We start from the raw sequence: 26,184 nt of genomic DNA on the forward strand, positions 1-26,184 counted from the left end.
GTGGGCAAAGTTGCGGCGTATTCGCATCGTTCCCGGGGCCTCGGCACTCGGATGTCCACATAGCGTCGCGCACCCCTATAAGGACTGGATGCTTCGTCGGCATGCTAAGGCCATGGATCCAACATCATCGCTTGAAAGCACCATCCACCCGCTTCCTGTGCGCGGGTACATGTGGAGAACCGACGAGTTACTCCGCTTCGGCCTCAACAGTCGAAAGGTCAAGGCACTTGTGGACTCCGGTGAGCTGCACCGCTTGAGGTACGGCTGCTACATCAGGGGCAGCAAGTGGAATGCCCTGGGTCCGAGGAGGCAGGCCAGGGAGAGGATCCTGGCACATGCGCATGGGACGCTGACAACGTCACCAGGCGGATTCGTCTACAGCCATTTGTCGGCTGCTCGACTCCACGGTTTGTTCGTGTGGGGCGTGGATGAAAGGGTTCACGTCCTGCACACCGCCCGGCCATCCTCCGACCGCTGGGGCAAGGATGTTCGGGGACACACAGAAAGCTTCACTGAGGACGATGTCGTGCAGGTTCAGGGCTTGCGGGCGACCGCACTCGAACGCACCATCTGCGACAGTGCCAGGATGCTTGGCTATCCAAAGGCGCTGGTGATTATGGATCATGGACTGCGCCTAGGTGCTGATAGAAACAGACTGACTTCCTTGGCCGCGGCCTCCTCAGGGAAGCGGGGTGTCCGCACGCTGCACAAGGCTTTGGACAACGCAGACCCCCGCTCCGAGTCTGCCGGCGAGACGCTGACCCGTGAGTTGATGCAAAGGCTCAGCATCAGGCCCCCACAGCCACAATTCGAGGTGCAGTCCCGTTTGGGTCGCCATCGAATGGATTTCGCCTGGGAAGAGGAAAAACTGGCTCTGGAGTTTGACGGTCGTACCAAATACTTCGACTTCAATCCGACAGATGAGGTCATTTTTCAAGAACGACGGGGAAAAGGCACTCGTCGAGGACGGTTGGCGGTTTATCCGCATCGAGTGGAAGGACCTGTTTCAAGAGCGGGCCTTCAAGGAACGCATCCTTCGGGCGCTCCGGTGATGCGGTCTGAGCGCGAGTTCGTGGGAACCCTGCCCGTACGCACGGAACGTTTCGGCGATATGGCAGGCTTCCCGCGATCTCGGTGTCACGCTTTAGTAACCCGCTGCGGCCCCCTTGATCATTTCCCCACTCGGGCTGACCAGGTACCAGACGCTTTGGACGCCCTGGCCGGTGACATCGCCCGGAGCCTTGTCCTTGGCGTAGTAGTACAGCGGCATGCCATTGAGGGTGACCTGCTTCTTCCCGTCAGGGGTCGCTATGGTTCCCACGGTGCCGGTGACGCCTTCAACGGTTGGCTTGTCCGACGTCGTCGTGAACACTGGCCACGCCGTCAGGCAGGCGCCGGTGCATGCGCTGGTTCCTGAGTCCTTGACGTCCTTGGTGAAGAAGTACAGGCTCATGCCCTTGCTGTCCACCACGATCTGCCCGGCGCTGGATGATGCAACCTTCATCTCTGGACCCGCCGCGGCCGGACTGGAGGTTTGCGTTGCGGTGCTAGGTGCCGTCGAGGAAGTGGCGGCGGTGGGCGCGGCAGAGGACGTGGTGCTTGTCCCGGGGCTTCCGGCGCAACCGGCAAGAGCCACGGCGAAAACCACTGCGCCGAGTCCAACGCTGAGTCTATTTCTCATGTTTAGCTCCTTTGACGGGCCGGCCGGGATGGGTCGGCGCTAACCCCTACGACGCCAGCGGGGGAAGAATGGTTCAAGGAGCTGAACCTTTTCGCTGCCCGTGGCGTCGTATGCAGGTAGGGCAGCAGGAAACAAGGCGAAGGAGGTGGCTATGCCGTTGGACGAGGACGTGGTGGCGGCAATCTACCGCGATCACGGCACGGCCCTGAAACGCTTTGTACTCAGCTGCACTTCGGACACGAACCAGGCCGACGACGTCGTGCAGGAAACCATCCTCAAGGTGTGGCAGCACGCCCCGCAGATTACGGGCAGCCTGCGCAGTTACCTTTTCCGGACCGCCCGCAACGTCATCATCGACAACTACCGGAAGGCTCAGAGGCGTCCCGTCGAGGCAGGCGAGCACGACCTTCCAGACCATGTCGCGACGGAACGTGTTGATGAACTCTTGAACCGCGTCCTCATGGAAGAGGCGCTCCTGCGGCTCAGCCACGAACATCGAGAGGTCCTTGTGGCCCTGCACTACCAGCGTTTCACCGTCAGCGAGGCAGCACTGCAGCTGAACATCCCTGCCGGCACTGTGAAATCCCGGGCTTTCTATGCTGTGAAAGCCCTCCGAACGATCCTTGATGAAATGGGGGTGGAACGATGAACGGCAACCCCGTCCACCAATTGCTGGGCGCCTACCTGCTGGGCGGGCTCGACCCCGAGGAGGCTCGCTCTTTTGAGGAACACCTCCCGGGATGTGCTGCGTGCCGCGGGGAACTAGAGGAGTTGGAAAGCCTCCCCGCGCTGCTTGACGCCGTTCCTGCCTCCGACGCCGTCGCACTCACCGTGACGGGCGCAGCCGGTGCCCTCTCACCCTTGGAACCGAGCCGGGAAGCATTGCCACAGAAGATCCTGGTTGACCTTGCGGCACGGAGGAAGAAATCACGACGGCGGTGGGCGGCTTTCGTGGGGGCAGTTGCCGCGGCATGCCTGGCACTTGGCTTCCTTGCGGGCCCGCTGCTGAACCAACCACCAAAACCCGATGCCAGCTACTCGGTGCAGTCCGAAACAGGGCTGCAGCTGACAGTAGGCATGGTCAAGAAGACCTGGGGCACGGAGCTTGAGGTCGAGGGCAAGAGCATGCCGCTCGAAGGAACGCTCTACCTCTGGGTGAAGGGCCGTGACGGGGCCGAAGAGCGCACCTGCGGCTGGACGGCGACCCCGAGCGGTCGCATCAAGATCACTGGCGCCACGCCCGTGCAGCTTGGCGGCATCGCCGGAGTGGAGCTCCGGGATGAGGCCGAAAAGACAGTGGCCTCAATATCGGTACCGTAGATTTCAGCGCTGTAGGTCTGCGCGCAGCTCTGTAACGAGGGCCGGGTCCTCGCAGGCCCGGGCAAAAGCTTCGATCCGGCGTTCGATCTCGCGGCCCAACAACCAGCTTCCGATTCTCTCGGCCACGGGCTTGAGCCAAGCCGGGCGGCAGGAAAAGGTGTACTTCCAGACCGCTCGGGTGCCGCCGTCGTCGGGGGTGAACCGCCAGCCACCGCCGAAGTTCTCGAAGAACCACGGCCCGGACACCATGGTCATTCCTACATTGCGGGGCGGGGTGTAGGAGACGTACTCGCTGACCATCTTCAGCCCCATCCTGGAGACGGTTCGTGTACGAACTCCTTTGCCCGCTCCTTTGGCTCCGTCCACGAAGCTTTGCGCAGAAATAAACGGATCCCATTTGAGCCTGAACTCACCAGTGCTCTGCGAGAGGGCGAAGGCAGTTTCGGCATCCAGCCGGATAAATCGTTCGGCGCGGACCTGTGGCATTCAGGACCCCTGCCCTGAACCGAGTACCAGGAGCACCATGAAGGCAACACCAAAAACGTTGACCGCCATGATCGCCAGACCGATGATCCCCGTAATGCGGCCGGCGTTCATGCGCCCAGCCCGGAATACGGCGATCAGCCCACTGACGACGGAGACAATGGCAAGAACCACCGCAACCAGCGCCAGAATAAGCGCACTGAACCACCAGACGTCGTTGCCCGGGTTGTAGCGGCTCATCGCCGAAGCAACGGCCGCGACACCCAGCGGAATGCTGACCACCGCGGCGACGGGGGAAAGCACTGCCGCGACGATGCTTGTGATGCCGGCACCCAACCCGGGTGTCCTGGACCGCTGCTGCTGCTGGTAGTACTCAACCGGTGGCTGATAGCTCATAATTCCCCCAAAGTCCGTGCACTAGATCTTGCGATACGTGAGGTCGAAGATCATACGCCCGGCCTCGTGGGCTTTGTTTTCAAAGCTCGTGCGGATACGGCCCTCGAACCTGGGAGCCCAGCCGCCTTCCTCGTCCACGCCCTCGTTCGGACCAGTGTGCTCAGTACTGACAGGTGCCCGGCCCTCCCGCACGGGCGCCCCTCCCACAACAGACTCGACGCCGGATTGCCACACTTGCGTCAGCGGGCTCTCCTCGCCACTGCGCTCGCCTTCGTGCATGTTCTCAAACTCAGTTGAGCCTGCCAGGACCTCGCGGACGTGCACAGCGTAGTTGGACCAGTCGGTGGCAATGCGCCAGTAGCCACCCTTTTCCAGTGCCTTGGCAGCCACGGAGGCGAAAGCCGGCTGGATGAGGCGGCGCTTGTGATGGCGTGCCTTGTGCCATGGATCCGGGAAGAACACCCAGAGTTCACTGACCGAACCAGCGGGAAGCATCGACTCCAAAACCTCGGGCGCATTGGCTTCCACCACCCGAACGTTGGTCAGGCCACGGCTGTTGATCTTGATGATGGTGTTGGCCAGCCCCGGCGTGTAAACCTCGACGGCCAAAAAGTCCTTGTCCGGATTCTGTTCGGCCGCATGGACTACGGCGTCGCCCAAACCCGAGCCGATCTCGACGATCAGCGGAGCTTTGCGCCCAAAGACGGCCTCGGCATCAAACATGTAATCGGGGTGCACCGAAGTGTTGGCGACGTGACGTGGAACCTGAACGGCCCACCGCTCGGCATGCTCCTCCCACGCGGCCTGCCTCCGGCCCTGCAAACGGGTGCCGCGGCGCACGAAACTGACCGGACGGCCACCGTAGGTTCCAAAAGAAGCCTGGCTGCCGGGCGTTACTGGTCGCGGGGAATCTGGGGTTTCACTCATCCTTTCCAGAATACTTTGGTTCCGGCGGGCAGATGGCTGGCTCAGACGAGGCTGGATCCGTGCTCCGGCGTCAAAACAGGGTCATGATGCGACCCGTGGTGAAAATCCAGGCAGCAACAATTGCAACGTCCAGCCCGAGAACGCCCAGACCGGCAGTTCCTGTGAACCACGCCTTGGTGCGCCGCCCCGTTGGCGTGGGTCGTCGAGCCAGCGCCACCGATACCGTGCCGAGTACCAGGGAAACGAGGCCGCACATGGCCGGAAGGCTCCACAATACGGTCGGGGCAATCCAATCGTAAGGTCCCGCCCCAGAGGGTGATCGGGTGAAAAGCGCTGCCCATAATGCGGGCATCAAGGTGAAGGCCGGGTATAAGAGCGCAGCAACGGCAAAGACGAGGCTGCCAATTCCTGGGTTGAGTCCAGGCGGCTGCTTAGGCGGGACGAGAACATATCCGATCGACGCATCCGCCCTGTCCGGGTTCGACGACGCAGGCGAAGGCAAAGAAGTTTGGTTCATGCCCTCAACGCTATGGACGCCGATGCCGCACAGGCATAGGTAATTCGGCGTATGTGGACAACGTCGCCGGCCCTCAAATCGCGGTCACATCACACCCATGGGCAGCAGACCTGACACGGCTGACAGAATAGGACGTGTGACCTCCTCGAACAGGCCCGGCGTCGCAGATACAAGCGGCCAAGCAGACCCAATCCGCCACCAGGCCCTTCGGCCTGAAATCGCCGTGGATGCCGAGATCGACGACGTCCCACCCGCACCGCCTACGCAGCTGCGCTCCAAGAGGGGCCTGATCTACCTTGGCATTTGCCTCGTCCTGATCGGCTTGAACCTGCGGACGGTCTTTTCGAGCTTCTCGGCTGTCCTTCCGGAAATAACGTCCGACGCCGGGTTGCCGGGCTGGGCTGTGGTGGTCCTGACCACCGTTCCCGTGACATTGCTGGGCATTTTCGCTCCCTTTGCCCCGGTCCTTGCCCGCCGTTTCGGCGCGGAAAGGGTCTTGCTGGGCGCCATGGTGGTGCTCACAGCAGGGCTTCTGGTGCGTCCAAGCGAAATCCCAGGAGTGGGCCACCTGCCCATGCTTCTGGCAGGAACGGCAGCCTGCGGAGCAGCGATCGCGCTCTGCAATGTACTCCTCCCCGGCGTGGTCAAAAGGGACTTCCCGCACCGGCTCGGGCTCATGGGCGGCCTTTACACCACGGCAATCTGCGCGTCAGCCGCCCTGGGTGCCGGGTTCACGTATCCGGTGTTTACGGCAACCAGCCACTGGACTTCGGCGCTGTGGTCCTGGGCCGTGCCTGCCGGCGTCGTGCTTTTGCTGTTCCTGCCGCTGGCCATCCGCCAGCCATCGGTAAAGCACCAGGCGGTCCGTGGCGGCGTGAACGTTTGGCGATCGGCGGTTGCCTGGCAGGTCACGCTGTTCATGGTGCTGCAGGCCATGATGTCGTTCAGTGTGTTTGCGTGGTTGGCGCCGATCCTGAGGGACCGGGGCATCGAGGGCGGGACGGCTGGCCTGATTGTGTCGGTGTCGATCGTGCTTCAGATGCTCGGTTCACTCTTCGCCCCTGCCCTGGCCACGCGGTTCAAGGATCAGAGGGTGATCAACACCGTGGTGGCCCTGATGACCGGCGGTGGCTTCGCCCTCAGCATCTTCGGACCCACTGAGCTGATCTGGATCTGGACCGGACTGCTGGGACTGGGACAGGGCTCCCTCACGGCGGTTGCCCTCACGATGATCATGGTCCGCACCCGCGATTCCCACACTGCCGCGCACCTGTCGGGAATGATGCAGGGTGTTGGCTACGGAGTGGGCTCGGTGGGAACTTTGCTCGTGGGACAACTGCACCAAGCCACGGGTGGATTCACTGCCGCAGGCATCCTGTTCCTGGTGGTCGGAGCGCTGGCTGCGTTCTTCGGCTACAGAGCGGGCCGCAACAAGTTCGTTTAAATGAGTTGTGAGGCCCGCTCTGCATCCCCACCGCCTCCCTAACCTCGCAAGCTCGGCCAGGGAACCCGGGCGGCGTGGGCCCTATTTCGGGAGGGGCGCAGAACGGGCCTCACAACAGGAACCTAGACCGTCAGGTCCTTGCCCTTGGTCTCCGGGATCGAGAAGGCGAACGCGATGCCGATCACCAGCAGGATCACTGCGTACACGTTGAACAGGTAGCCCTGGCCGATGCTGCCCAGCCAGGTCTGCAGGTAAGGGGCCGTGCCACCGAAGGCCGCTACGCAGATCGAGTACGGGACGCCGACGCCAACCGTGCGGATGTGCGTCGGGAACAGCTCAGCGTAGACGGCCGGGACAATCGACGCGCTACCAGCGATGAAGAACAGCATCACGGACATGGACACGGTCAGCTGCCACGGCGAATCCTTCAGCAGCCACGTCATGGGGAAGTGCATGACCATGGCACCGATGGACGAGCCGATCAGCACAGGCTTGCGGCCAATGCGGTCAGACAGCTTGCCCCAGAACGGGAGCGCGGCGATGAACACAACATTGGCGATCACGCCGGCCCACAGGGCTGCGCCGCGGTCCATCTTCAGGGTGGTGGCTGCGTAGCTCGGCGCCACGACACCCCAGATGTAGTAGACCACCGTGAGGCCAACGGTCAGGCCGATAACCTGCAGGGCCTGCTTGCGGTACTTCACGATCTGCGGCCACATCGGCAGGCGCTTTTCCTTGGGCGTCTCAGCCTCGAATGCGTGTGTTTCCTTCATCTTGGCCCGCATGAACAGCGCGTAGATGCCCAGCGCGCCACCGATGAGGAACGGAATACGCCAACCCCAGGCGCCCATGTCGTCCTTGGACAGGACAGCAGTGAGGATCGCGCCGAGCAGTGTTCCGGCCAGAATGCCGGCGGTGCCGGACGTGTAGATAAGCGTCGCCCAGAAACCGCGCTTTTCCTTGGGTGCCATCTCGGACAGGTACGTCTGCGACGACGGCAGCTCACCACCGTGGGCGAGGCCCTGAATCAGCCGGGCGAGCAGGAGCATCACAGATGCGAATGCGCCAACAGCCTGGAACGTTGGGGCGATGCCGATGAGGAGGCTGCCGAGAGCGCCGAGGGCAACCGCTACCGTCATGGAGGTCTTCCGGCCGATGCGGTCGCCGATCCAGCCGAACACGAAACCGCCAAACGGCCGGGCAACAAACCCGACGGCGAAGATCGCCAGGGTGGACAGCACGGCGGATGTAGGGTCAGCCTGGCTGAACAAAGCACTCGCGATGAACGGCGAGAACGTGGCGTAGATGGCCCAGTCGTACCATTCAACGGCGTTGCCGATGCCGGTTCCGACGAGTGTTCGCAGGTGGGACTTGTGGACCTTGACTTCGGTGGACGTTCCAACGGTGGCGGTCATGTGTTTCTCCAAGGTGGGATGGGGCTGGGAGCTAGTTGGCGGCGAGGGCCGCGATGCGGGACACGGCGAGTTCTGCGTACAGGGCAGCGCCGTCGGTGAGGACGCCGTCGTCGAACGTCGCGTACGGCGAGTGGTTGAAGGGCGACGTCGCGTGGTCGGTACCGGGGGCGACGGCACTGAGCCCTATGAATGTTCCCGGAACCTCGGCCAGGACCCGGGAGAAGTCCTCGGAACCACTCAAGGGAGTTGCCATCCGGGTCAGCCGTGACTCGCCGAACATGCCGGCGATCACTTTCTCCGCCGTGTTCGTTTCGTCCTCATCGTTGATGGTGAGAGGGTATTCCTGCTGGTAGTCCACATCAACCTCCAGGCCGTGGGCTGCAGCGATGCCTTGGAGCAGCTTGGGTACTACATCCATCATCTTCTGCCGTGACTCTTCAGAGAAGGTCCTGATGGTGGCTTCGATGCGGGCGGTCTCTGGGATCACGTTCCGCTTGGTTCCTGCGTGCAGCACACCAACGGTGAGGACAACGGGATCGAACATGTTGAACTGGCGGGTCACCATCACCTGAAGGGCGGTAACCATTTCGGCTGCTGCTGTCACAGGGTCCTTGGCTGAATGGGGTGCAGAGCCGTGCCCGCCGGCGCCAAGCACGGTTACCACGAGCCCGTCCGAAGAACTGAGCATCACGCCATTCTTGGTGACGAACTGGCCGTGCGGTTCCAGCGAGGAGAAGACGTGCATGCCATAGGCCGTATCTGCCCGTCGGCCGGCAGCGTCCAGGACACCTTCGTTGATCATGTAGCTGGCGCCGTCGAAGCCTTCCTCGCCGGGTTGGAACATGAGGACGACGTCGCCGGCCAGTGTGTCGCGACGCTCAGCCAGCAGGGTCGCGGCTCCGGCGAGCATGGACGTATGGAGGTCGTGGCCACAGGCGTGCATCGCTCCATCTACGCGGGACGTGTAGTCCACTCCAGTGGTTTCCTGGACTGGAAGGCCGTCCATGTCTGCGCGGAGCAACACCACTGGCTTCTCGGCCGACGCGTAGGTGGCGCCACCGCGCAGAACCGCGGTGACCGACGTCGTGTCCTTGCCCAGGGTGATCTCGTACGGGAGTCCGTCGAGTGCCTTCAGCACTTTTTCCTGGGTACGGGGGAGTTGCAGGCCGATCTCCGGTTCGCGGTGGAGGTCGTGGCGGAGGCGGACGATGTCGTCCTGCAGTTCCTTGGCGTCGGCGGCGATGGTCATATGTACTCCTGGTCTCGCTTGGCTACGGGGTTCCTCCTGCAATTCTGTGGTGACTTAACTCACAATCCTGAAAACATCTATAAAAATGCAGAGAAGCTCCAGAAACGCAGGATTCATGCAGAGTTGAGAGAATGTACGCATGGAACTCAGCGAAGAGGATCTACGCCTCGTCAATGCCCTGCAGATTTCTCCCCGCATCAGCTGGTCCGATGCCGGCGAGGTCCTGGGCGTCCACGCCACAACACTGGCCGCGCGGTGGGATCGCCTGAAAGCCGCGGGTGCGGCCTGGACTACGGCGCATCTCATGGGCGACCCGAAGAACATGTGCCTTGCCATGGTGGACATCGACTGCGACATGGACCTCCGGCCGGACGTTGTCGCTGCGCTCGCAGAGCTCCCTGAGGTCATAACCGTGGAAGAAGCCGCCAGTAACCGCGACCTCACGCTCACCGTCATCACCCAGGACCTCGATCAGTTCAGCACCAGCCTGCTGCCGCGGCTCAAGGAAATCCGTGGGCTCACCAAGTACCACACGTCGCTCTGCACGCGCATCCATACCAGCGGCTATGCGTGGCGGCTGAATGTGCTCACCAAGGGTGAGCAGCAAGCGCTTCGGGCGATGGCGGGGCCCGAATCGGCCAACCCGTCCGCTCCCGACGCCATCGTGGTGCCTTTACCCGAGAGCCATCTGGCCCTCATCCCGTTCCTATCCCGTGACGGCCGTGCTTCTGCTGCTGAGATAGCCCGGGCTTTGGGGCGGCATCCCGCCACGGTGCAACGCCAGCTGGGGCGGGTGCTGAACAGCAGAATGCTGTCCTTCCGCTGCGAGATCGCCCAGAAATTCTCCGGTTTTCCCGTCACCGTCCAGTGGTTTGCGAACGTTCCGGCGGGCCAGCACGAGGCCGCCGCTACGGAACTCCGTTCTGTCCGGAATGTCAGGTTCTCCGCGTCCACCACAGGCCGCACCAACTTCACCATGATCATGTGGCTGCGCTCGCTGGCCGAGATCATGGAAATGGAACTCGCCATCCAGCAGCGGATCCCGGGCATCGAGCTCGTGGAGAGCGTGGTCATGTTGAATACGGCCAAACGGGTTGGCTGGATGCTGAACCCGGATTCAACAGCCACAGGAACCGTGGTGGCACCGTATGGGGAACTGCTGCCGGAAACAGCGTAAGTTTTTGCCCGGGCTCACGACGACGGCGGGTCTGGCCTGTGTGCCGTTTCCCGCCTGTATCAGGGGTGCTTCGTGACCCTGAGGACCGTGTCCAAAACAGTAGCCGTCCCGCCCTCTGGACCGGTGACTGTCCGTTCCCGCGAAGTCAGGACGTTGACGAACCACGGCTCGCGATCCAGGCGGAGCGCCCCGGCCAACTGTTCCGGCGAGAAAAACATGCCCGTTTCACGATGGTGGCTCCATGGAGCGAGCCCATGAGGGTGATGTCCGACCACCAGCAACGTCCCGCCCGGCGCCACTGCCGCTGCCGCGGAAGTTACGGAGTCGCGCCACGGCAGGAGGGGGCTGTGGAGGAACTGTGCTGACACGAGGTCAAAGATGGGTTCCGGCTTCCATTCGGCAAGGTCCTGCTGCTGCCACGTAATCCGGTCAGCGTGGCCGGATTCCGTTGCATGGGCTGCCGCACGCTCAAGCGCGACGGTGGACACATCCATTCCAGTGACCGTCCAACCCTGCCCGGCGAGCCAGATGGCGTCTGCACCCTCGCCGCAGCCAAGGTCCAAGGCCGTTCCCGCACGGAGGCCGGCCACTTCGGCGACCAGTTGAGGATTCGGATTTCCGCTCCAAACCTTTGGACGCTCCTTGTACATGCCGTCCCACATGTCAGCGGCGTTGTCGGCGTCCTCGTGGACATTGAGCCCGCCATGCCTCGGCCCGCTGTGGTCAGTGTCCTGATGGGTGTCCTGGTGGGCGCTGCCGGAAGTGCTGCCAGAGGTGCCGTCCGTGGCGTGGGGAGTGCCGCCGTCGTGAGTGTGTTCAGCCATAAGCCAAGCGTGCCGTGAGCTGGCTACTAAAGGCAACGCCTGTTGCTGATTCGGCAAACCACACATACGAACAAAATGATCTGGTTTTTCCATTCGATGGTGACTAGCGTTTGATCCAAGCGCCGGACACAAGTCAGTGGCGCATGAAACCGGGGGGATTCATGATGTTCCGGACGCCTACGTTCACTGCGCGTGCTGCCTTTGTCGCATTCGCAGCGGCCTTCGCACTCATGGCTTCAGGGTTACCAGCCCAAGCCAAACCGCTAAAGCCCGACGCCGTCGCGGGAGCCACCGCACCAACCATCAGCGCACCTACCATCGCCGCGCCCATGGCGACTTTCGGGACGCCTTCCAGGATCGATGTTCCCAGCCCACACTTTGTTGAGGCGAGCCCTGACGGCAGCAAGCTGTTCACAGTGTCCGCATCCGGGGCGTTCACCTCGATCGATGTTGCCACCGACACCGTGACTGCGAGCATCGATGTTCGGGATGTTACGGCTATGGAGGTCAGCCCGGACGGCGCCAAGGTTTACCTGGCAACAAGCGAGTTCCAGGAACATTTCCTCACCGTCGTGGACACCGCGGCCATCACGGTCGCGGACATACCCGTGGACGGCCCGGTCTTCAGCCTCGCATTTACTCCTGACGCATCCAGCGTTTACGCGGCCGTGTACGGGACCCCTGCGGACACGGGTTCGACGCCGGGATCGGTTGCGGTCATCGATGTGGCGGCGGCATCCGTGGTTTCCTCGATTCCCGTTGGTCGCGAGCCAACGCAGATTCTTGTGACGCCGGATGGGGCCAAGGTCTTCGCACTGAATCTCCTGGACCAATCGGTCTCCGCCATCGAGACGTCTACAAACACCGTGACCAGCACTATTCCGCTCGGCGGGACGTCAACCGGGGGGTCCATGACCCCGGACGGATCCAAACTGTACTACCCCAAGCTCGAAGGCGGGATCGCCATCGCAAGCGTCACCACGGATACCGTCATCGGGGAAGTGGTAACCCAAGCCGTGGCCACGGCGCCAAGCTTCACTCCAGATGGGTCGCGGGCGTTCGTCGTGGACCAGATTCCCAATGATAATCACGTGGCTGAAGTCGATCTGCAGGGGAATTCACTGACGCGGGTCAGCCTCGGTGAGGGCCCGGTCATGAACATGGGATCCCTCACGGTCCAAGTCAGTCCGGACGGTGGGCGGCTCTATGTGCTGGGCCACGACATCAACGTGCTCAGCCTGCCGACGCTCAAACCAGCAGGCGTCATCCTGTTGGAAGATGGGCTGCTTCCCCGCCAGTTCGCCATGCTCCCGGACGGCTCCAAGGGGTACGTCGTTCCGGGCAACCAGGGCGATTACCTCTTGGCTATCACCACGGCAGGGCCGGAGAACGTGTGGAAGGACTACAACTCCGACGGCGCTACGGACGTTCTCGCCCGCGACTCAGCCGGCGCCCTGTGGCTGTACCCGGGAAACGGCAACAAAGGCTGGCTGCCCCGCTCACAGGTTGGTTCCGGGTGGAACATCATGAACCTGTTGATGGCGGCTGGCGACTTTGATGGAGACACCAAACCGGATGTCCTGGCCCGCGACGAGGCCGGTGATTTGTGGCTGTATCCGGGTGACGGCAATTCTGATTGGCTGCCCCGCTCCAAAGTCGGCGTCGGCTGGAACGCGATGACCGCCGTCGTGGCCCCGGGCGATTTTGATGATGATGGCAAAGCCGATGTCCTTGCCCGGGATAGTGCAGGTGACCTCTGGCTGTATCCGGGGAACGGCTCGGGTGGGTGGCTTCCGAGATCGAAGGTGGGTACGAACTGGAACATGATGACAGCCATCATGGGCCCTGGGAACCTCCGCTATCCGGGGCGCGACATCCTTGCCCGCGACACCTGGGGCACCCTGTTTCTCTACGAACCCGACGGCTCAGGTGGCTGGTACCCACCCTTGCTGGTTGGCATCGAGTGGAACGTTATGTCGGCAATCGTCACCCCGGGCGACTTCGACAGCGACGACGTGCCGGACATCCTTGCCCGCGACGCCAGTGGCACTCTCTGGCTCTACCCAGGGCAGGACTTCGGGGGATATTCGCCGCGAGTACAGGTGGGGGTGGGATGGAATGTCATGACGGCGATCATCTAAAGGGATTATCCGGGCTGGTTCCAGCGTTGCGCTCCTGCGCCGGTGGCCCCCAGTTCGTCGGCAGGGTTCTGAAGCGTGCACGATTTCAGGCTCAGGCAACCACAGCCGATGCAGCCATCCAGATCGTTCCGCAGGTGTTGCAGGGCAGCAATCCGTTCGTCGAGTTCCTTGCGCCACCGCGACGATAACCGTGTCCAGTCCCGTTTGGTGGGCGTCCGCCCGTCCGGCAGGGAGTCCAGCGCCTCACGGATGTCCTTCAGAGGAAGGCCAACTCTTTGCGATGTTTTGATGAATGCCACCCGACGCAGCGTTTCGCGCCGGTACCGCCGCTGGTTGCCGGCCGTGCGTTCAGCCGTGATGAGCCCATTGCGTTCGTAGAAGTGAAGGGCCGACGGCGATACTCCGCTGCGCTCGGAAAGCTCACCGATGCTCAGGGGCCGGTGGGCGCTGCCTGGAACCTGTGGCATGGCTGGTCCTCCGGTGGTGGGCGTGGTGGATTGACCTCAACATTAGTTGAGGTTCTAGGGTAACGTCCATGACCTCTGATACCTCAACGGCCGGGATACTTCGCCGTCCATACCTGCTGGCCACCGTTGGTGCTTGTGCGCTCGTTTTCCTCAGCGCCTTCGAGTCCCTGGCGGTAACCACCATCATGCCGCTCGTCAGCCGGGACCTGGACGGAGCCACCCTTTATGCGCTGGCCTTCGCAGGCCCCTTGGCGACTGGCGTGATGGGCATGGTGGGAGCGGGTAACTGGTCCGATCGTCGGGGTCCGGCGGCGCCGCTGTACGCATCGGTGGCACTTTTCGTTGTGGGCCTGCTGATTGCAGGAACAGCCGGGAGCATGGAAGTCCTGGTGCTCGGACGGCTCGTGCAGGGACTCGGCGGCGGTGCCATGACCGTTGCGTTGTACGTGCTCGTGGCACGGGTCTACCCGCCTGCTCTGCATCCCAAAATCTTTGCCGCGTTTGCCGCTTCCTGGGTGATCCCTTCACTCGTGGGCCCGTTCGCGGCGGGTATCGTGGCACAGCTCAGCAGTTGGCACTGGGTGTTCCTGGGCGTGGTAGGGCTGGTTGTTCCAGCGCTGCTGATGGTGGTGCCGGCCGTGCGGGGGATGGCTCCCGATTCCGAAGAAGATACCCAGCGCGTGCCCTGGGCCTTCGGCCGCATGGGTTGGGCGGCGCTGGCTGCCCTGACCGTCCTCGCGCTGAACCTGTCAGCAGAGGTGCCGGGCGTGGGCGGGGTGATTGCCGTCGTCGCGCTTGTCCTTGCTGTTGTGGCGGTACGGCCGTTGGTCCCGCGCGGAACACTGGTCGCCCGCCGAGGCCTTCCCAGCGTGATCCTCACCCGCGGTTTGGCATCCGCAGCGTTTTTCGGCGCGGAGGTCTACCTGCCGTACCTGCTGACCGAACAGTACGCCTTTACGCCGACGTTTGCCGGGCTCACGCTGACCGGCGCAGCGCTCGCATGGGCAGGAGCATCCGCTCTGCAGGGCCGGTTGGGTTCCAAGTTGGCCGATGACCTCGCCGTGAAAATTGGTGCTGCGCTGGTGCTGGTGGCCATAGTGCTGGCGTTGGTGACAGCGGCATTGGCGCTGCCGGCGGCCATTGCCATCGGAGGCTGGATCCTTGCCGGCGGTGGTATGGGGCTCATGTATCCGCGGCTCTCGGTGATGACGTTGGCGCTGTCCAGTGAGGATAACCAGGGCTTCAACAGCGCAGCGATGTCCATCTCCGACTCCTTGGGCGGCGCCCTGGCCCTCGCCGCCACGGGACTCGTCTTCGCAGCATTTACGACGACGAACCCGTTTGCGGGGGTCTTCGCACTGACGGCTGTGATCGCCGCCGTCGGGGTCGTCATAGCCCCACGGGTCGCCACCCGGGCGGGGGCCTCCACAACGCGGGAAACCCAGCCTGAGCCCTCGCTCCATCAGTAGCGCAACGCAGGCTGGACCAGCCCGATGCAGGACCGGACGCCGAACACTGCTAGACTGGGAACACTTGATGTGCGGTGACGCCCTGAAGCAGGTGGCCCAGCAGGCTACGTGACGGGGCATTTTTCATGTGAGAGGCACATCCTGCGTCGATGAACGCTTCCATTTGGTCCCGGCCAACGCTCCAGCAGCGAACCGGTAGACCACCTGACTTTTCCTCGGCGAACCCCTGGCCCAACCGGCGTCGGGGGCCGATGTCCGCAACTGGACACCGCCCGAAAGACATAAGTACATGACTACTTTTGCTGCCCTTGGCACGCCCAAGGCTATTGCTGATTCCCTCGCCGCAGATGGCATCGAAGAGGCATTCCCCATCCAGGTGAAGACCCTCCCGGATACGCTCGCAGGCCGCGACGTCCTGGGTCGAGGCCGCACCGGCTCCGGCAAGACCATCGCTTTCGCCATCCCGCTCGTGGCCCGCTTGGCCGAGCGTGAAGCCAAGCACTTCCGCAAGCCGGGCCGCCCCATGGGCCTCGTCCTTGCTCCGACGCGTGAACTCGCAACCCAGATCAACGCCACCATCGAGCCGTTGGCCAAGGCCATGGGCCTGAACACCACGGTGATCTACGGCGGCATCTCCCAGGCACGCCAGGAAAAGGCGCTGCGCGCCGGCGTCGACATCGTCATCGCCTGCCCGGGCCGCCTTGAAGACCTGATCCGCCAGCGCATCCTGACCCTCGAAGCCGTTGAGGTCACCGTCTTGGACGAGGCCGACCACATGGCTGACCTCGGCTTCCTCCCGGTAGTCAAGAAGCTCATGGACATGACCCCCACCCAGGGTCAGCGCCTGCTCTTCTCCGCGACGTTGGACAACGGTGTTGACAAGCTGGTCAACCGTTACCTCTCCAACCCGCTGACGCACTCCGTGGATGACCCGCAGGCTGCCGTCACCACCATGGAACACCACGTCCTGGTAGTCAACGATCAGACCGTCAAGAAGCAGCTCATCGTCGAACTGGCCTCCGGCGCTGGCCGCCGCGTCCTCTTCATGCGGACCAAGCACCACGCCCGCAAGCTTGCCAAGACCCTGACGGACGCCGGCATCCCCGCCGTCGACCTTCACGGCAACCTGTCGCAGAACGCCCGCGACCGCAACTTGGCCGAGTTCTCCAACGGTGACGTCCGCGTCCTGGTGGCCACCGACGTCGCAGCCCGCGGCGTGCACGTTGACGACGTCGAACTCGTCATCCACGTTGACCCGCCCACAGAGCACAAGGCGTACCTGCACCGCTCAGGCCGCACGGCCCGTGCCGGTTCCGATGGCACCGTTGTCACGTTGACGCTCCCGGAGCAGCAGAGCGACGTCAAGAAGCTCATGAAGGCAGCCGGCGTGGACGTATCGTTCGAGCGCGTCACTGCCAACTCGCCGCTGGTCGCCGAGCTCGTGGGCGACATCGCGGACAAGGTTGATCCCCGCACCCGTGCAGCGCTCCTCGCGGCGAAAGCACCGCAGGGTGGCGGAACCTCCACCGGCGCCAATGCCCAGCGCAAGCGCGCACGCCGAACCGGCGGCCAGGCTGCACCCACCACGGGTGGCCGTGGCGGTCGCGGCGGACGCGGCAAGGTGGCAGCTGAGCCGGTTCGCACCGACATCAACCGCGCCGATCGTCGCGCAGCAATGAACGACGACGTCGCCCGCAGCTCACGCGGTCGCGGCAAGGCTGGTGCCACGCACCGCAACGACGTTCCCGGCTCGCAGGGTCAGGGCGGTCGTAGTGGTCGTCCCGCTTCAGGCCAGCGTGCTGCTACCGGTGGCCAGCGCTCAGCCTCGGCTCCGCGCACCGCATCCACCACGAGCACCCGTACTGGCGGAAACAAGGCTGTTTGGTCTTCCGCAACGGGCGCTGCGTCCGGCGGATCCTACGGTTCGGGCTCGGGTGCATCCGGCAACTCCGGCCGCGGTGGCTCCGGTGCTGGTCGTCCGGCACGCAGTGGCCCGCGCCGTGCATCGGCACCGGCTTCGAACGAGCGTCGCGGCCGCTAATACCTCCGCATGCCTCACCAGCCGCGGGCGCGCCACTCCTCAAGGTGTGGCCGCTCGGCTCCGAGGGTCGTGGGCAATCCATGGCCCGGATGCACCACGGTCTCGTCCGGGTAGGCGTCGAACAGCCGCTCTTTCACGTCGTTCAACAGTGAAGTGAAACGTGAAGGATCGCCCTGTGTATTGCCGACGCCTCCGGGAAACAACGAGTCCCCACTGAAAATGTGGGCAGGCCCATCCGGATCCTGGTAAACGAAAGCGATCGAGCCAGGGGTGTGTCCACGCAGGTGGATCGCCGTGATCTCGAAGTCGCCGAACCGCTCGACGTCGCCGTGACCAAGCCGGACATCTACCGGAACCGGCAGCGCATCGGCGTCGTCCGCTCCCGCAGAAGTGCTGGCGCCGGTAGCTGAAACCAGCTCACCCAAGGCGCGGATGTGGTCCCAATGCTGGTGGGTGGTAGCGATTCGGACGAGCTTCGGCACCTCGGAAGTATCCGTTTCGCTGTCCTTCAGGAGTTGCTGAATGGCTGGAAGGTCGTCGGCGGCGTCGATCAACAGCTGCACGCCTGTGGCTTTCGAGGTCAGCAGATACACATTGTTGTTCATCTCGCTGACCGAGATGCTCCGGATGGTGACGTCACGCGATGAGTGAATAAGCGAATCCATCGGCTCAGTCTATGCAGTGGTCGTGTTGGCTTCGCGGCCCTGCGACACCCAGTTGGGATCGGCAGAACGTGAACCCACGACGGCGTCCGCGGCTTGGTCGAGCACCTCAAGTTGCGCTGTACCCAGTTGCAGGGAAAGCGCGCCAAGGTTCTCGTCAATGCGGTGCGTTTTGCGCGTACCGGGGATGGGAACCACCGGCAGCCCAAGGCGCTTGCCTTGGGCGAACAGCCAAGCCAGTGCTACCTGGGCTGGAGTTGCACCCAGGTCATCGGCTACCTCGCGAACTGCGGCCACTACGGCCTGGTTTGCATCGAGGGCCCCGCCACCAAAGCGGGGAATCTTGTGGCGGAAGTCGTTTTCGCCCAAGTCGCTCGCGCTAATGGTTCCCGTGAGGAACCCGCGGCCGAGCGGCGAATAAGGCACAAAGCCGACACCGAGTTCCTTTGCTGCAGGAACAACGTTTTGCTCAACATCCCTGCTCCAGATTGACCATTCACTCTGGACCGCGGCAATGGGATGGACGGCGTTGGCCTGCCGGAGCTCCTCGGCTGTCACCTCAGACAGTCCCAGGTGCCGAACCTTGCCCTCACGGACCAGCTCCGCGATGGCCTCCACGGTTTCCACTATCGGAACGCGGAGGTCACGGCGGTGCAGGTAGTAGAGGTCAATCACGTCAGTGTCCAGACGGCGGAGGCTAGCTTCTGCCGCGTGCCTGACGTAGGGCGCATCGCCGCGAACTCCCGTGTACCCGTTCGCGGCGTTGCCCTCTATCCCGAATTTTGTTGCCAACTGGATCTCGTCACGCCGCCCCTTCAGGAGCCTGCCCACCAACTCCTCGTTGCTTCCGGCGCCGTAAACATCCGCGGTGTCGATGAAGGTGATTCCCGCATCCACCGCATGCCTCAGGGTTTGCAGGGCTTCATCGGGGTCGATTCCCCCATAGACCGGTGTCAGGGCCATGCCGCCAAAGCCGAGGGGGCTAACAGTAAGGCCATCGCCGAGTTGAACTGCAGTCATGAACTTCTCCCATGCGTGTTGGTATTCGAAGTGCCCTTTGTGGGCGTGAACTCCGTGATCGCGATGGGTATTCCTACATGAGGCTGGCTACTCGGCCTTGGATACGGGTTTATCGGACGGCAACGCCTTCAAACCGGCAGCACAGCCCACGATTCCGGCGATAAAGATCAGCTTCAGCGGACTCGCGGATTCCACACCCGTGATCATGGCCCAGCCAACAGTCAGCGCCGCGCCGATTCCCACCCATACTGCGTAAGCGGTGCCCAACGGGATCCGCTTCACCGCGATCCCAAGTCCGAGCATGCTCAATGTCGCCGTCACCGCGAATACCACGGTGGGCGCCAGTTGGGTGAAGCCGTTGGAGAGTCCCAGAGCAGTGGCCCACACGGCTTCGAGGACGGCTGAAGCAAGGAGAACCAGCCAGAAGACGCCGTTCTTCGCAGAGTTCAGGGTTGTGGTGGTTGTTGCAGCCATGGCTACGCCACCACCTTCAGGCCAACCACACAAGCGCCGATACCTGCGAGCAACAGCAGCCGGGCCGTCGTCGCGCGTTCCACCTTGGTGACCATGGCGTAAGCCGACGTCAGGACGACGCCGACACCCACCCACACCGCGTACGCCGTACCAGTAGGAATGGATTGCATGGCGATCGCGAGGCCGCCGGTACTGGCGATGACACTTATCAGGAAAACGACTGTGGGGACGGGCTTGCGGAAGCCCTTTGAGCGGTGAAGGGCAGCAGCCCAAACGGCCTCGAGCGCTCCGGAGAGAATGAGAATTAACCACGACATGACAGATCCTTTGGCCAGTCTTGTCGCGTGCCGGGTACTGAACCGTCGTCCGGAGGTTCCAGAGCGGAACCTTCGTTTCAGGCTAGCAACTCCTGCAGACCATGGCCACTTCTGGTGGCCAAAGTCACCAGCTCAGGCGTTTGCGGGGTCCACTTTGTCGATGGAGATCACGGCAACAAAACCCCGGCCCGAGATCTCGGGGCTCCGCGTATCCGAGCCCACCACGGCGTCGTAGCGGTGCAGCTCAATCGGTTCGGCGGCGCTGGGAGCCGGCGTGCCGCCGTCGGCTTCTTCCTCCACATCGGCGCCTTCCTCCGGATCCGCGCCAGGCGCGACCGTCGCCTTGCCTTCCAGGAGCACGGCCAACTGGCCCTCGAACACGGGGTGTGCGCGTTTCTTGGAGATCTCGACGATGGACGTGTACCCCTTGAACGCGCTGGCGCGAGCGATGACGTTGAGGTCGCGGATATCCCCGGTGGGTAGCGTGGCTGACGATGCTGCCTCGCCGGAGAAACGGAACGGACGATACTTCTCCAGCGGGTGCTCTTCGCCGTCGACGGTCAGCAGCAGCAACTCACCGTCAATGATGGTGATGACCCGTTCCATGCCCGGAAAATTGGAGAAGTCCCCAGCCTTGGAGACGTCGGCGATGCTGACGCGCCAATCCCATGCACCGTCCTGGGCCGAGGCGACCTTCGGGTGGCTGGCGAGTTCGCGAGTCACCCCCCCTCCGTTGCGCCACGGTTCGGGGTGGATGTCGGCAAAGCGGATAATCTCCATCCGACCAGCCTAGTGGTGGACACAGCTTCTGCGTTGGCATTGCGGCTTGCTAACGTCATATGTGGAAAACGTTGGGAATATGGCTGGAGGCACAGGAATGTTCGTCAAAGTGTGCGGCTTGAGCACGCCCGAATCCGTGCGCTCCGCCGTGGACGCCGGGGCGGACGCCGTCGGCTTCGTGCTGACGTCCAGCCCACGTGAAGTCAGTCCTGACCAGGTGCGTATCCTGCTGCCGCTGGTGCCCGCAGGTGTTCATGCTGTGGCTGTTTTCCGGCATGAGCCTGCCTCCGACGCCGTTTCTGTTGCGCGCGCCGCAGGTCTCACCTGGGTTCAGCTGCACGGCACCCGGACTGCCGAGGACGTCAAAACAGTGCACGACGCCGGGATGCGGCTCATCCGGGCCGTCACCATGGGTGCCGCGCCGGACGAGTTCAGTGATCTGGGCGAGGATCTGCTCTTGATCGATGCAGCCGTGCCGGGTTCTGGAGAGTCCTGGGACTATGCGTCAGTGCGGGCCAAGGGACTGGGTGACCGGGAGTGGTTGCTCGCAGGCGGTCTCGAACCCGGCAACGTTGCCTTCGCTGCCGCTGCGGCGGATGCCTGGGGCGTGGACGTTTCCTCAGGTGTGGAGTCGTCCCGGGGAGTCAAGGACCTGGCGAAGATCCGCGCGTTCGTGAAAGCTGCAAAGGCCTGACGTTCTCGCACATCCTGCCGCTTTTCGGCCGTTCCTCTATCACGTCCTGCGGCTTTTGGCCTGACGTTCTCTCACGTCCTGCCGGCCGGACACCCGCGAACCGTTCATGATGTGAGAGAACGTTGGGGAATTCGGGTGATGATGTGAGAGAACGTTGGACTTAGGCTGGCACACCCTAGACTCGCTCACGACGACACGATTCACTGGAACACGCCACTGGACTTACACCCGGAACCAAACACGGAACCAAGCACGGGACCAAGCTAACGGACCACACGAGGAGCCCAAGCAATGAGCACGGAACAGCACACCCTGACCATGATCCGCGAGTTCGACGCCCCGCGTGAGCGGATCTTTGACGCCTGGATGGACCCCGATCAGCTCACCAAGTGGTTCGGTCCCGTGGAAGTGGATGCTCCCCGCGACAAGATCATCGTGGAGCCCCGCGTGGGCGGAATCTGGCAAGTGGTCATGGCATGGACGGACGATGAGGGTGAGCAGGAAGCGCCCATCGAAGCTGTCATCACGGAGCTGGATGCACCCGCGCTCCTCGTAGCAAGGGCAAAGGCTGCTCCCGACGCAGATCATGAGTACGAGGAAATGCACCTCGAATTCGAAGACCTCAACGGACGTACCCGGATGCATCTCACCCAGGGCCCCTTCGCATCGGAAGAATGGGTGGAAATGACACGGGACGGCTGGGGCACCTCGTTCGACAAGCTGGACGCGTTGCTGGACTAAATCGCCCCTGATACGTCATCAAAGTCAGGGCCGATTCAGGGCAGACCCTTAGGCTTAATGTCGGTCCGGCAAGGGAGAATTGAGACTATGAAAACGCTGCTCAACATCATTTGGCTGGTCTTCGGTGGTTTCTGGTTGGCCTTGGGCTATTTCGCAGCAGGCATTATCTGCTGCGTGCTCATTGTGACCATTCCTTGGGGCATCGCTTCGTTCCGGATCGGCGCTTATTGCTTGTGGCCGTTTGGCCGGATGGTGGTGGAGAAGCCCGGCGGAACGGGTGTCTTCGCACTTCTGGGCAACGTGATTTGGCTGTTGGTGGCGGGTATCTGGATTGCGATCGGCCACGTGGTCACTGCTTTCGCCATGGCCATCACCATCATCGGTATCCCGCTTGCCATCGCCAACCTGAAACTGATCCCTGTGTCGCTCATGCCTCTCGGCAAGCAGATTGTGCCGACCAACCAGCCGTTCGTCAGCACCTATCGCTGAGCTGATCCGCTCCATTTAGACGACTCGCTGCAGGGCAGACGATTCCTACCGTCTGGCCTGCAGCGAGTCGTCTAATCGGTGGGACCGGCGCCCTGAAAAGCCCCATCCGTCAGCAAAGCAACCACCGTGCTGCCATCCAACTCGGCGGCGATTGCCACGTCTTCAGTGAAGCCTGAGTCGATTAGTTCCCGCCCGCTGGAGCAGCCGCGCAGCACCGAGGCCAGCTTGGGCTCGGCGGCGTCGAAGGCCGCGGCCGCAGACCCGGCTTCAGGCGAGAAATTGCGGCGCCCAGATCCTGCTAAACCGGCGATGAACGCTCCTGCTCCAAGCTCGTCCTCCAATGCTGGCCGCAACGAGCCATTGGTCCACTTCTCACCTGCGGCGATCACAGAAATTACCGCATCAGGAGGCAACGTGGCATGGACCCAGTCGGCGGTCGCTGCGGCGTTGCGCAGGCACACGGCCACTACTTGCCGTGCTGAGTTGGCGAGCTCATGGCTCAGCGTCGAGCCGTTGGGCGATGGCAGGACCACACGCTCCAGGTGGGGCGCATGACGCAGGCTCGACGGCGACAAACTCAACCCTTCCCCGCCACGCGGTCCGGCCAGCGCAGCCTGATGATGAGCGGCGAACTCACTCGCCGCAGCATCCCGCATCGGGTAGGGAAATACGGCCGCTCCCCGATCCACGGCGACGCTCACGCAGGTGGTGAACGATAGAACGTCAACCACCACGGCAAGGTCCGCCCGAGGCACTATGGCGCGGGCGCCGTCGAGACCCCATTCGAACCGGACCGAGTACGGCAACTGCCGCTGGGGCGCTCCGGCTTCGCTCATGCGAGTTCGGCCGTGAGGTTGCGGCGGGCTGCGTCGAGCCAGAGCGCCTTGGCCCGTTCGCCATGGAAGAGAGGGTCCAGTGACAGCAGATGACGCACGACGGCGGCACGCCCCTTGGCGAAGTCGTCGTCGCTGACGTGGGCGTAGTCTTCCCGGACGGCGCCCAGGTAGCGAGCGTAGGACTGTTCGTCGCCTCCGAGTACTGAGAGATCGGCGTCGCAGAGGAGGGCTCCGGCATGGTCGCCGGGTTTGGGATTGTGTTCGGCTGTGAGCCGGACCAGTCGGGCGACCTCGGCGACGTCGTCCGGGGCAAGCCGCGCAGCAGTCAATCGGTCCTCCGCAAGAAGCGCGGACTCTTCCTCGTCCTGCCCTGCGACACCTTCATAGACGGCGTCGTGGAACCAGGCGGCCAGTGTGACTGTGCGGGCGGGGAGGGCGGGCTCCGTCAAAATGTCCAGGGCTTCGAGGACGGCGAGCAAGTGGGTCCGGCTGTGGTACTTACGGCTGTCGTCCCCCCACCTTTCCAGGAGTTCCAAGCCGAGTTCCTCGTGCCCGGGGTAGGTGCTGTTCCAGCGCTCCATCAACGGGACGGTGAGGGCTTTGCTGCGTTCACGCGCTGGAATGCGAAGGCCGCTCGCGATGAGTTTCCGCACCAGCACCCTTGCCTCCACGGGAATGGCACCCGCCGCGACGAGATCGTTGTAGCGGCGTTCAGGAACGTCGTAGTGGTCGCCGTCGAACGCCCTTTCGGGGACTCCGGCCGCCGCGGCGAAAGCGTGAAGCTCGTCCAAGGACTTGTCCGATACCAGATGTGAAAACACGGTGCCGTGGGCGGGCCACAGGGGCGGATCGACATATACGGCCATTGCCAAAGTGTAAGCCAAACGATCCTTCCCAGTTACCGGTCATCGGAGCGGCTACCGCCGAGCGTCCGCCCCGGAAACACAGGCTTCACTGCCTGCGTGGTTCACAGCAACTGGGAAGGAGCATAAGGAATCTCAGTGCTCGGCCGGCAAGATGTTCTGGTTGCCCCTGAACACGTTATCGGGATCGAAGTCGCGCTTGACCAAGGACAGGCGCCTGTAGTTCTGCTCTCCGTATGCTGCCATGATGCGGTCTTGGCCTTCGTCACCAATGAAGTTCAGCCAGACTCCGCCGGTGGTGTGCGGGGCAATGTCCTTTCGGAACTGCTTCACCCAGGCCTTGGCCTCCTGCCCGCCCTCTCGAGTCTCGGACAAGCCGAAGGGATGGCTGACCCAGGCCGCGCCACGGTGCTGCAATGGTGTGTTCGCAGCGGCAGGCCCTCCCACGGCTCCGCCCCAACGAGCTATCAACTGCTGCGATTGAACCCCGGGAAGCCTGTGCGCCGACTCGACCAGTAGGTCCAGTGCGTCGTCGTTGAGTTCGTTGTGATAGTCGGCGCTCCAATAGTTGTAGTGGTCCGGAGGGTCATCGATCATGCACTGGAAGTCGGCGTATTCCATGGGCGCAACCAGGTCCACAGAGGGGCCGAGTTCCTTGAATGGTTTGGCATGCTCCTCGCCGGCTTCCACGTCGCCTGCATACAAATAGGCCATCCCGATAGCGAGTTTGCCAACCATGTCCTTCGGGACGAACTCCTCCGGCGGAGCAGTCAGGTACACAAGTGCCGTGCCCACGGTGTCTGGAGCCTCAAGGGCAAGCCCGCGGAAAGCCCGCGACACGTCCGTGGCCGCTTCGCCAGGGAACAACATGAGACCGGCCATGACCGTAGGTCCAAGATCGTGGAGTTGAAAAGTGAAGGAGGTGGCCACACCGAAGTTGCCACCACCCCCGTGCAGGGCCCAGAACAATTCCGGGTTTTCGCCAGGGCTCGCCGTCACCTGTTCGCCGGACGCGGTGACCAGATCCACGGAGAGCAGGTTGTCGCAAGCGAAGCCGTAGGCCCGTTCCAGCCAGCCCGAGCCACCGCCCAAGGTAAAACCGGAGACGCCCGTGGTGGAGGCACGGCCGCCTGTGACAGCCAAACCATGTTGCTGGGTGGCTCGGTCGAATTCGCCCCAGGTGAGCCCTGCCCCGGCTTTGACAGTCTTCATTTCAGGGTTCACGCTGATGGATTTCATGGGACGGACGTCAACCACCAGTCCATCGTCGTTGGTGGACATGCCCGCCACTGAGTGCCCACCCGAACGCACCGCAACGTCCAGGTTGTGGATGCGGGCGTACTTGAGGGCCTCAGCCACTTCGTCGGGATTTGAACATTTGGCGATCACGGCCGGGCGACGGTCGATCATCGCATTGAAGACTTTTCGGGCTTGCTCATAGTCCTGGTTATCCGGACGAATCCATTCCATGGGACGCTCCTCCGCGTCGAGACTCTCTCCCTAGATCAGGGTACGGCTGCGCCTGCCAAGGAGCCATGGGTATTGCTTACGGATCCCTTTCGGCTGCTTCTCGGAGCGGACGACGGCGGCCCGCACCTCTACGAGCGCGGCGCACCGGCGCTTGCGGTTGCCTCGGACGGAAAGAGGCGCACCAGGCAGGCTATTCGGCGCCGCGGCCTGCCACACTGAAAATTGTCATTTTTCGTTTGCGAACGAATCAAACTGCGCGAACCGCATATACGGATCTAGAATCAAAA

The 26,184-nt window shown here is 63.0% G+C and carries 28 protein-coding genes, 1 pseudogene and 1 riboswitch; of the genes and pseudogenes, 12 read left to right on the forward strand and 17 right to left on the reverse strand.

From position 1 onward, the window contains the following. Positions 1-112 precede the first annotated feature (112 nt). Positions 113-1,052 (forward strand): annotated as a pseudogene (locus ACTAQJ_RS20005) (type IV toxin-antitoxin system AbiEi family antitoxin domain-containing protein). Positions 1,053-1,144: 92 nt separating this feature from the next. Here ACTAQJ_RS20005 and ACTAQJ_RS20010 read toward each other — a convergent pair. After that, entirely contained in the window at positions 1,145-1,681 is a 537-nt protein-coding gene (locus ACTAQJ_RS20010) for a COG4315 family predicted lipoprotein (protein WP_498698786.1), read from the reverse strand. A 151-nt stretch (positions 1,682-1,832) separates the two neighbouring features. On the opposite strand from ACTAQJ_RS20010, the gene ACTAQJ_RS20015 reads away from it, so the two are divergent. Together ACTAQJ_RS20015 and ACTAQJ_RS20020 are read left to right on the forward strand one after the other, a co-directional pair. Next, on the forward strand, positions 1,833-2,330 hold the full coding sequence (locus tag ACTAQJ_RS20015; RefSeq protein WP_498698789.1) for a sigma-70 family RNA polymerase sigma factor: 498 nt from the start codon (positions 1,833-1,835) through the stop codon (positions 2,328-2,330). Beyond that, a complete protein-coding gene (locus ACTAQJ_RS20020) occupies positions 2,327-3,001 on the forward strand; it encodes an anti-sigma factor family protein (protein ID WP_498698791.1) in 675 nt (224 codons plus the stop codon). Before ACTAQJ_RS20015 ends, ACTAQJ_RS20020 begins: the two co-directional genes overlap by 4 nt. Positions 3,002-3,004: 3 nt before the next feature. Here ACTAQJ_RS20020 and ACTAQJ_RS20025 read toward each other — a convergent pair whose 3' ends face one another. The 4 genes from ACTAQJ_RS20025 to ACTAQJ_RS20040 all read right to left on the reverse strand — a co-directional run bounded on the left by ACTAQJ_RS20025 (position 3,005) and on the right by ACTAQJ_RS20040 (position 5,324). Continuing rightward, positions 3,005-3,487, reverse strand: a complete 483-nt coding sequence (locus ACTAQJ_RS20025) for a type II toxin-antitoxin system RatA family toxin (protein ID WP_498698793.1) — start codon at positions 3,485-3,487, stop codon at positions 3,005-3,007. Then, positions 3,488-3,880, reverse strand: coding sequence for a hypothetical protein (locus tag ACTAQJ_RS20030; protein ID WP_431116769.1), 393 nt, complete (start codon positions 3,878-3,880; stop codon positions 3,488-3,490). 21 nt (positions 3,881-3,901) lie between these two features. Further along, on the reverse strand, positions 3,902-4,807 hold the full coding sequence (gene trmB, locus ACTAQJ_RS20035; protein ID WP_498698796.1) for a tRNA (guanosine(46)-N7)-methyltransferase TrmB: 906 nt from the start codon (positions 4,805-4,807) through the stop codon (positions 3,902-3,904). A 70-nt stretch (positions 4,808-4,877) separates the two neighbouring features. Beyond that, the gene (locus tag ACTAQJ_RS20040; protein WP_498698799.1) at positions 4,878-5,324 is read right to left on the reverse strand and encodes a hypothetical protein; all 447 of its coding nucleotides are present in this window, start codon (positions 5,322-5,324) and stop codon (positions 4,878-4,880) included. 136 nt (positions 5,325-5,460) lie between these two features. Here ACTAQJ_RS20040 and ACTAQJ_RS20045 point away from each other — a divergent pair, with 136 nt between their 5' ends. Further along, a complete protein-coding gene (locus tag ACTAQJ_RS20045) occupies positions 5,461-6,768 on the forward strand; it encodes an MFS transporter (RefSeq protein WP_498698801.1) in 1,308 nt (435 codons plus the stop codon). Positions 6,769-6,890: 122 nt separating this feature from the next. Here the strand turns inward: ACTAQJ_RS20045 and ACTAQJ_RS20050 are convergent, their stop codons facing one another. Beyond that, positions 6,891-8,183, reverse strand: coding sequence for an MFS transporter (locus ACTAQJ_RS20050; protein WP_431116766.1), 1,293 nt, complete (start codon positions 8,181-8,183; stop codon positions 6,891-6,893). Positions 8,184-8,214: 31 nt separating this feature from the next. Further along, entirely contained in the window at positions 8,215-9,432 is a 1,218-nt protein-coding gene (locus tag ACTAQJ_RS20055; protein WP_498698803.1) for a M20 metallopeptidase family protein, read from the reverse strand. Positions 9,433-9,571: 139 nt separating this feature from the next. On the opposite strand from ACTAQJ_RS20055, the gene ACTAQJ_RS20060 reads away from it, so the two are divergent. Further along, the gene (locus tag ACTAQJ_RS20060) at positions 9,572-10,609 is read left to right on the forward strand and encodes an Lrp/AsnC family transcriptional regulator (RefSeq protein WP_498698805.1); all 1,038 of its coding nucleotides are present in this window, start codon (positions 9,572-9,574) and stop codon (positions 10,607-10,609) included. Between the two features lie 59 nt (positions 10,610-10,668). On the opposite strand, the gene ACTAQJ_RS20065 is transcribed toward ACTAQJ_RS20060, so the two are convergent. After that, positions 10,669-11,433 carry an SAM-dependent methyltransferase gene (locus tag ACTAQJ_RS20065; RefSeq protein WP_498698809.1) on the reverse strand — a complete coding sequence of 255 codons (765 nt, stop codon included), beginning with the start codon at positions 11,431-11,433 and terminating at the stop codon, positions 10,669-10,671. A gap of 143 nt (positions 11,434-11,576) precedes the next feature. On the opposite strand from ACTAQJ_RS20065, the gene ACTAQJ_RS20070 reads away from it, so the two are divergent. After that, entirely contained in the window at positions 11,577-13,574 is a 1,998-nt protein-coding gene (locus tag ACTAQJ_RS20070; protein ID WP_498698812.1) for an FG-GAP-like repeat-containing protein, read from the forward strand. Between the two features lie 5 nt (positions 13,575-13,579). On the opposite strand, the gene soxR is transcribed toward ACTAQJ_RS20070, so the two are convergent. Next, positions 13,580-14,041: a redox-sensitive transcriptional activator SoxR gene (gene soxR / locus ACTAQJ_RS20075; protein WP_498698814.1), complete on the reverse strand. Its 462-nt coding sequence runs from the start codon at positions 14,039-14,041 to the stop codon at positions 13,580-13,582. Between the two features lie 68 nt (positions 14,042-14,109). Between soxR and ACTAQJ_RS20080 the strand changes: the two genes are divergently transcribed. Further along, the gene (locus tag ACTAQJ_RS20080; protein ID WP_498698816.1) at positions 14,110-15,510 is read left to right on the forward strand and encodes an MFS transporter; all 1,401 of its coding nucleotides are present in this window, start codon (positions 14,110-14,112) and stop codon (positions 15,508-15,510) included. 289 nt (positions 15,511-15,799) lie between these two features. After that, entirely contained in the window at positions 15,800-17,551 is a 1,752-nt protein-coding gene (locus tag ACTAQJ_RS20085; protein ID WP_498698818.1) for a DEAD/DEAH box helicase, read from the forward strand. Positions 17,552-17,565: 14 nt separating this feature from the next. Here ACTAQJ_RS20085 and ACTAQJ_RS20090 read toward each other — a convergent pair whose 3' ends face one another. The 5 genes from ACTAQJ_RS20090 to ACTAQJ_RS20110 form a co-directional block, all read right to left on the reverse strand. Continuing rightward, positions 17,566-18,216 carry an MBL fold metallo-hydrolase gene (locus ACTAQJ_RS20090; protein WP_498698821.1) on the reverse strand — a complete coding sequence of 217 codons (651 nt, stop codon included), beginning with the start codon at positions 18,214-18,216 and terminating at the stop codon, positions 17,566-17,568. A gap of 9 nt (positions 18,217-18,225) precedes the next feature. Beyond that, positions 18,226-19,233, reverse strand: coding sequence for an aldo/keto reductase (locus ACTAQJ_RS20095; protein WP_498698824.1), 1,008 nt, complete (start codon positions 19,231-19,233; stop codon positions 18,226-18,228). Positions 19,234-19,320: 87 nt separating this feature from the next. Next, positions 19,321-19,707: a DMT family transporter gene (locus tag ACTAQJ_RS20100; protein ID WP_498698826.1), complete on the reverse strand. Its 387-nt coding sequence runs from the start codon at positions 19,705-19,707 to the stop codon at positions 19,321-19,323. Between the two features lie 2 nt (positions 19,708-19,709). Next, on the reverse strand, positions 19,710-20,024 hold the full coding sequence (locus tag ACTAQJ_RS20105) for a DMT family transporter (RefSeq protein ID WP_431116755.1): 315 nt from the start codon (positions 20,022-20,024) through the stop codon (positions 19,710-19,712). Positions 20,025-20,033: 9 nt separating this feature from the next. Continuing rightward, positions 20,034-20,099: riboswitch (guanidine-III (ykkC-III) riboswitch) on the reverse strand. A gap of 57 nt (positions 20,100-20,156) precedes the next feature. Continuing rightward, positions 20,157-20,804 (reverse strand): HutD/Ves family protein, encoded by a 648-nt coding sequence (locus tag ACTAQJ_RS20110; protein ID WP_498698828.1) that lies wholly within the window; start codon positions 20,802-20,804, stop codon positions 20,157-20,159. A 97-nt stretch (positions 20,805-20,901) separates the two neighbouring features. Between ACTAQJ_RS20110 and ACTAQJ_RS20115 the strand changes: the two genes are divergently transcribed. From ACTAQJ_RS20115 to ACTAQJ_RS20125, 3 genes are all read left to right on the forward strand, one after another. Then, positions 20,902-21,498: a phosphoribosylanthranilate isomerase gene (locus tag ACTAQJ_RS20115; protein WP_431120318.1), complete on the forward strand. Its 597-nt coding sequence runs from the start codon at positions 20,902-20,904 to the stop codon at positions 21,496-21,498. A 291-nt stretch (positions 21,499-21,789) separates the two neighbouring features. Then, the gene (locus ACTAQJ_RS20120) at positions 21,790-22,239 is read left to right on the forward strand and encodes an SRPBCC family protein (protein WP_216926601.1); all 450 of its coding nucleotides are present in this window, start codon (positions 21,790-21,792) and stop codon (positions 22,237-22,239) included. Between the two features lie 87 nt (positions 22,240-22,326). Then, positions 22,327-22,728, forward strand: coding sequence for a YccF domain-containing protein (locus tag ACTAQJ_RS20125; protein WP_216926600.1), 402 nt, complete (start codon positions 22,327-22,329; stop codon positions 22,726-22,728). A 71-nt stretch (positions 22,729-22,799) separates the two neighbouring features. On the opposite strand, the gene ACTAQJ_RS20130 is transcribed toward ACTAQJ_RS20125, so the two are convergent. The 3 genes from ACTAQJ_RS20130 to ACTAQJ_RS20140 all read right to left on the reverse strand — a co-directional run bounded on the left by ACTAQJ_RS20130 (position 22,800) and on the right by ACTAQJ_RS20140 (position 25,897). Beyond that, the gene (locus ACTAQJ_RS20130) at positions 22,800-23,564 is read right to left on the reverse strand and encodes a 2-phosphosulfolactate phosphatase (RefSeq protein ID WP_431116753.1); all 765 of its coding nucleotides are present in this window, start codon (positions 23,562-23,564) and stop codon (positions 22,800-22,802) included. After that, on the reverse strand, positions 23,561-24,430 hold the full coding sequence (locus tag ACTAQJ_RS20135) for a DUF4031 domain-containing protein (protein WP_498698830.1): 870 nt from the start codon (positions 24,428-24,430) through the stop codon (positions 23,561-23,563). Before ACTAQJ_RS20135 ends, ACTAQJ_RS20130 begins: the two co-directional genes overlap by 4 nt. 132 nt (positions 24,431-24,562) lie before the next feature. Next, positions 24,563-25,897 carry an FAD-binding oxidoreductase gene (locus ACTAQJ_RS20140; protein ID WP_498698832.1) on the reverse strand — a complete coding sequence of 445 codons (1,335 nt, stop codon included), beginning with the start codon at positions 25,895-25,897 and terminating at the stop codon, positions 24,563-24,565. A gap of 72 nt (positions 25,898-25,969) precedes the next feature. Between ACTAQJ_RS20140 and ACTAQJ_RS20145 the strand changes: the two genes are divergently transcribed. Next, the gene (locus ACTAQJ_RS20145) at positions 25,970-26,116 is read left to right on the forward strand and encodes a hypothetical protein (protein WP_498698835.1); all 147 of its coding nucleotides are present in this window, start codon (positions 25,970-25,972) and stop codon (positions 26,114-26,116) included. Positions 26,117-26,184 lie beyond the last annotated feature (68 nt).

The organism is Arthrobacter sp. alpha11c (genome assembly GCF_054149985.1).

What these genes read in the sequence shown, in the direction of transcription:
- ACTAQJ_RS20065 (WP_498698809.1), bottom strand. Translation starts at nt 11,433, where the DNA reads ATGGCTGAACACACTCACGACGGCGGCACTCCCCACGCCACGGACGGC.
- ACTAQJ_RS20095 (WP_498698824.1), bottom strand. Translation starts at nt 19,233, where the DNA reads ATGACTGCAGTTCAACTCGGCGATGGCCTTACTGTTAGCCCCCTCGGC.
- ACTAQJ_RS20010 (WP_498698786.1), bottom strand. Translation starts at nt 1,681, where the DNA reads ATGAGAAATAGACTCAGCGTTGGACTCGGCGCAGTGGTTTTCGCCGTG.
- ACTAQJ_RS20135 (WP_498698830.1), bottom strand. Translation starts at nt 24,430, where the DNA reads ATGGCCGTATATGTCGATCCGCCCCTGTGGCCCGCCCACGGCACCGTG.
- ACTAQJ_RS20130 (WP_431116753.1), bottom strand. Translation starts at nt 23,564, where the DNA reads ATGAGCGAAGCCGGAGCGCCCCAGCGGCAGTTGCCGTACTCGGTCCGG.
- ACTAQJ_RS20110 (WP_498698828.1), bottom strand. Translation starts at nt 20,804, where the DNA reads ATGGAGATTATCCGCTTTGCCGACATCCACCCCGAACCGTGGCGCAAC.
- ACTAQJ_RS20060 (WP_498698805.1), top strand. Translation starts at nt 9,572, where the DNA reads ATGGAACTCAGCGAAGAGGATCTACGCCTCGTCAATGCCCTGCAGATT.
- ACTAQJ_RS20115 (WP_431120318.1), top strand. Translation starts at nt 20,902, where the DNA reads ATGTTCGTCAAAGTGTGCGGCTTGAGCACGCCCGAATCCGTGCGCTCC.
- ACTAQJ_RS20050 (WP_431116766.1), bottom strand. Translation starts at nt 8,183, where the DNA reads ATGACCGCCACCGTTGGAACGTCCACCGAAGTCAAGGTCCACAAGTCC.
- ACTAQJ_RS20120 (WP_216926601.1), top strand. Translation starts at nt 21,790, where the DNA reads ATGAGCACGGAACAGCACACCCTGACCATGATCCGCGAGTTCGACGCC.
- ACTAQJ_RS20040 (WP_498698799.1), bottom strand. Translation starts at nt 5,324, where the DNA reads ATGAACCAAACTTCTTTGCCTTCGCCTGCGTCGTCGAACCCGGACAGG.
- ACTAQJ_RS20055 (WP_498698803.1), bottom strand. Translation starts at nt 9,432, where the DNA reads ATGACCATCGCCGCCGACGCCAAGGAACTGCAGGACGACATCGTCCGC.
- ACTAQJ_RS20030 (WP_431116769.1), bottom strand. Translation starts at nt 3,880, where the DNA reads ATGAGCTATCAGCCACCGGTTGAGTACTACCAGCAGCAGCAGCGGTCC.
- ACTAQJ_RS20125 (WP_216926600.1), top strand. Translation starts at nt 22,327, where the DNA reads ATGAAAACGCTGCTCAACATCATTTGGCTGGTCTTCGGTGGTTTCTGG.
- soxR (WP_498698814.1), bottom strand. Translation starts at nt 14,041, where the DNA reads ATGCCACAGGTTCCAGGCAGCGCCCACCGGCCCCTGAGCATCGGTGAG.
- ACTAQJ_RS20020 (WP_498698791.1), top strand. Translation starts at nt 2,327, where the DNA reads ATGAACGGCAACCCCGTCCACCAATTGCTGGGCGCCTACCTGCTGGGC.
- ACTAQJ_RS20140 (WP_498698832.1), bottom strand. Translation starts at nt 25,897, where the DNA reads ATGGAATGGATTCGTCCGGATAACCAGGACTATGAGCAAGCCCGAAAA.
- ACTAQJ_RS20015 (WP_498698789.1), top strand. Translation starts at nt 1,833, where the DNA reads ATGCCGTTGGACGAGGACGTGGTGGCGGCAATCTACCGCGATCACGGC.
- ACTAQJ_RS20105 (WP_431116755.1), bottom strand. Translation starts at nt 20,024, where the DNA reads ATGTCGTGGTTAATTCTCATTCTCTCCGGAGCGCTCGAGGCCGTTTGG.
- ACTAQJ_RS20070 (WP_498698812.1), top strand. Translation starts at nt 11,577, where the DNA reads ATGAAACCGGGGGGATTCATGATGTTCCGGACGCCTACGTTCACTGCG.
- trmB (WP_498698796.1), bottom strand. Translation starts at nt 4,807, where the DNA reads ATGAGTGAAACCCCAGATTCCCCGCGACCAGTAACGCCCGGCAGCCAG.
- ACTAQJ_RS20080 (WP_498698816.1), top strand. Translation starts at nt 14,110, where the DNA reads ATGACCTCTGATACCTCAACGGCCGGGATACTTCGCCGTCCATACCTG.
- ACTAQJ_RS20085 (WP_498698818.1), top strand. Translation starts at nt 15,800, where the DNA reads ATGACTACTTTTGCTGCCCTTGGCACGCCCAAGGCTATTGCTGATTCC.
- ACTAQJ_RS20025 (WP_498698793.1), bottom strand. Translation starts at nt 3,487, where the DNA reads ATGCCACAGGTCCGCGCCGAACGATTTATCCGGCTGGATGCCGAAACT.
- ACTAQJ_RS20100 (WP_498698826.1), bottom strand. Translation starts at nt 19,707, where the DNA reads ATGGCTGCAACAACCACCACAACCCTGAACTCTGCGAAGAACGGCGTC.
- ACTAQJ_RS20090 (WP_498698821.1), bottom strand. Translation starts at nt 18,216, where the DNA reads ATGGATTCGCTTATTCACTCATCGCGTGACGTCACCATCCGGAGCATC.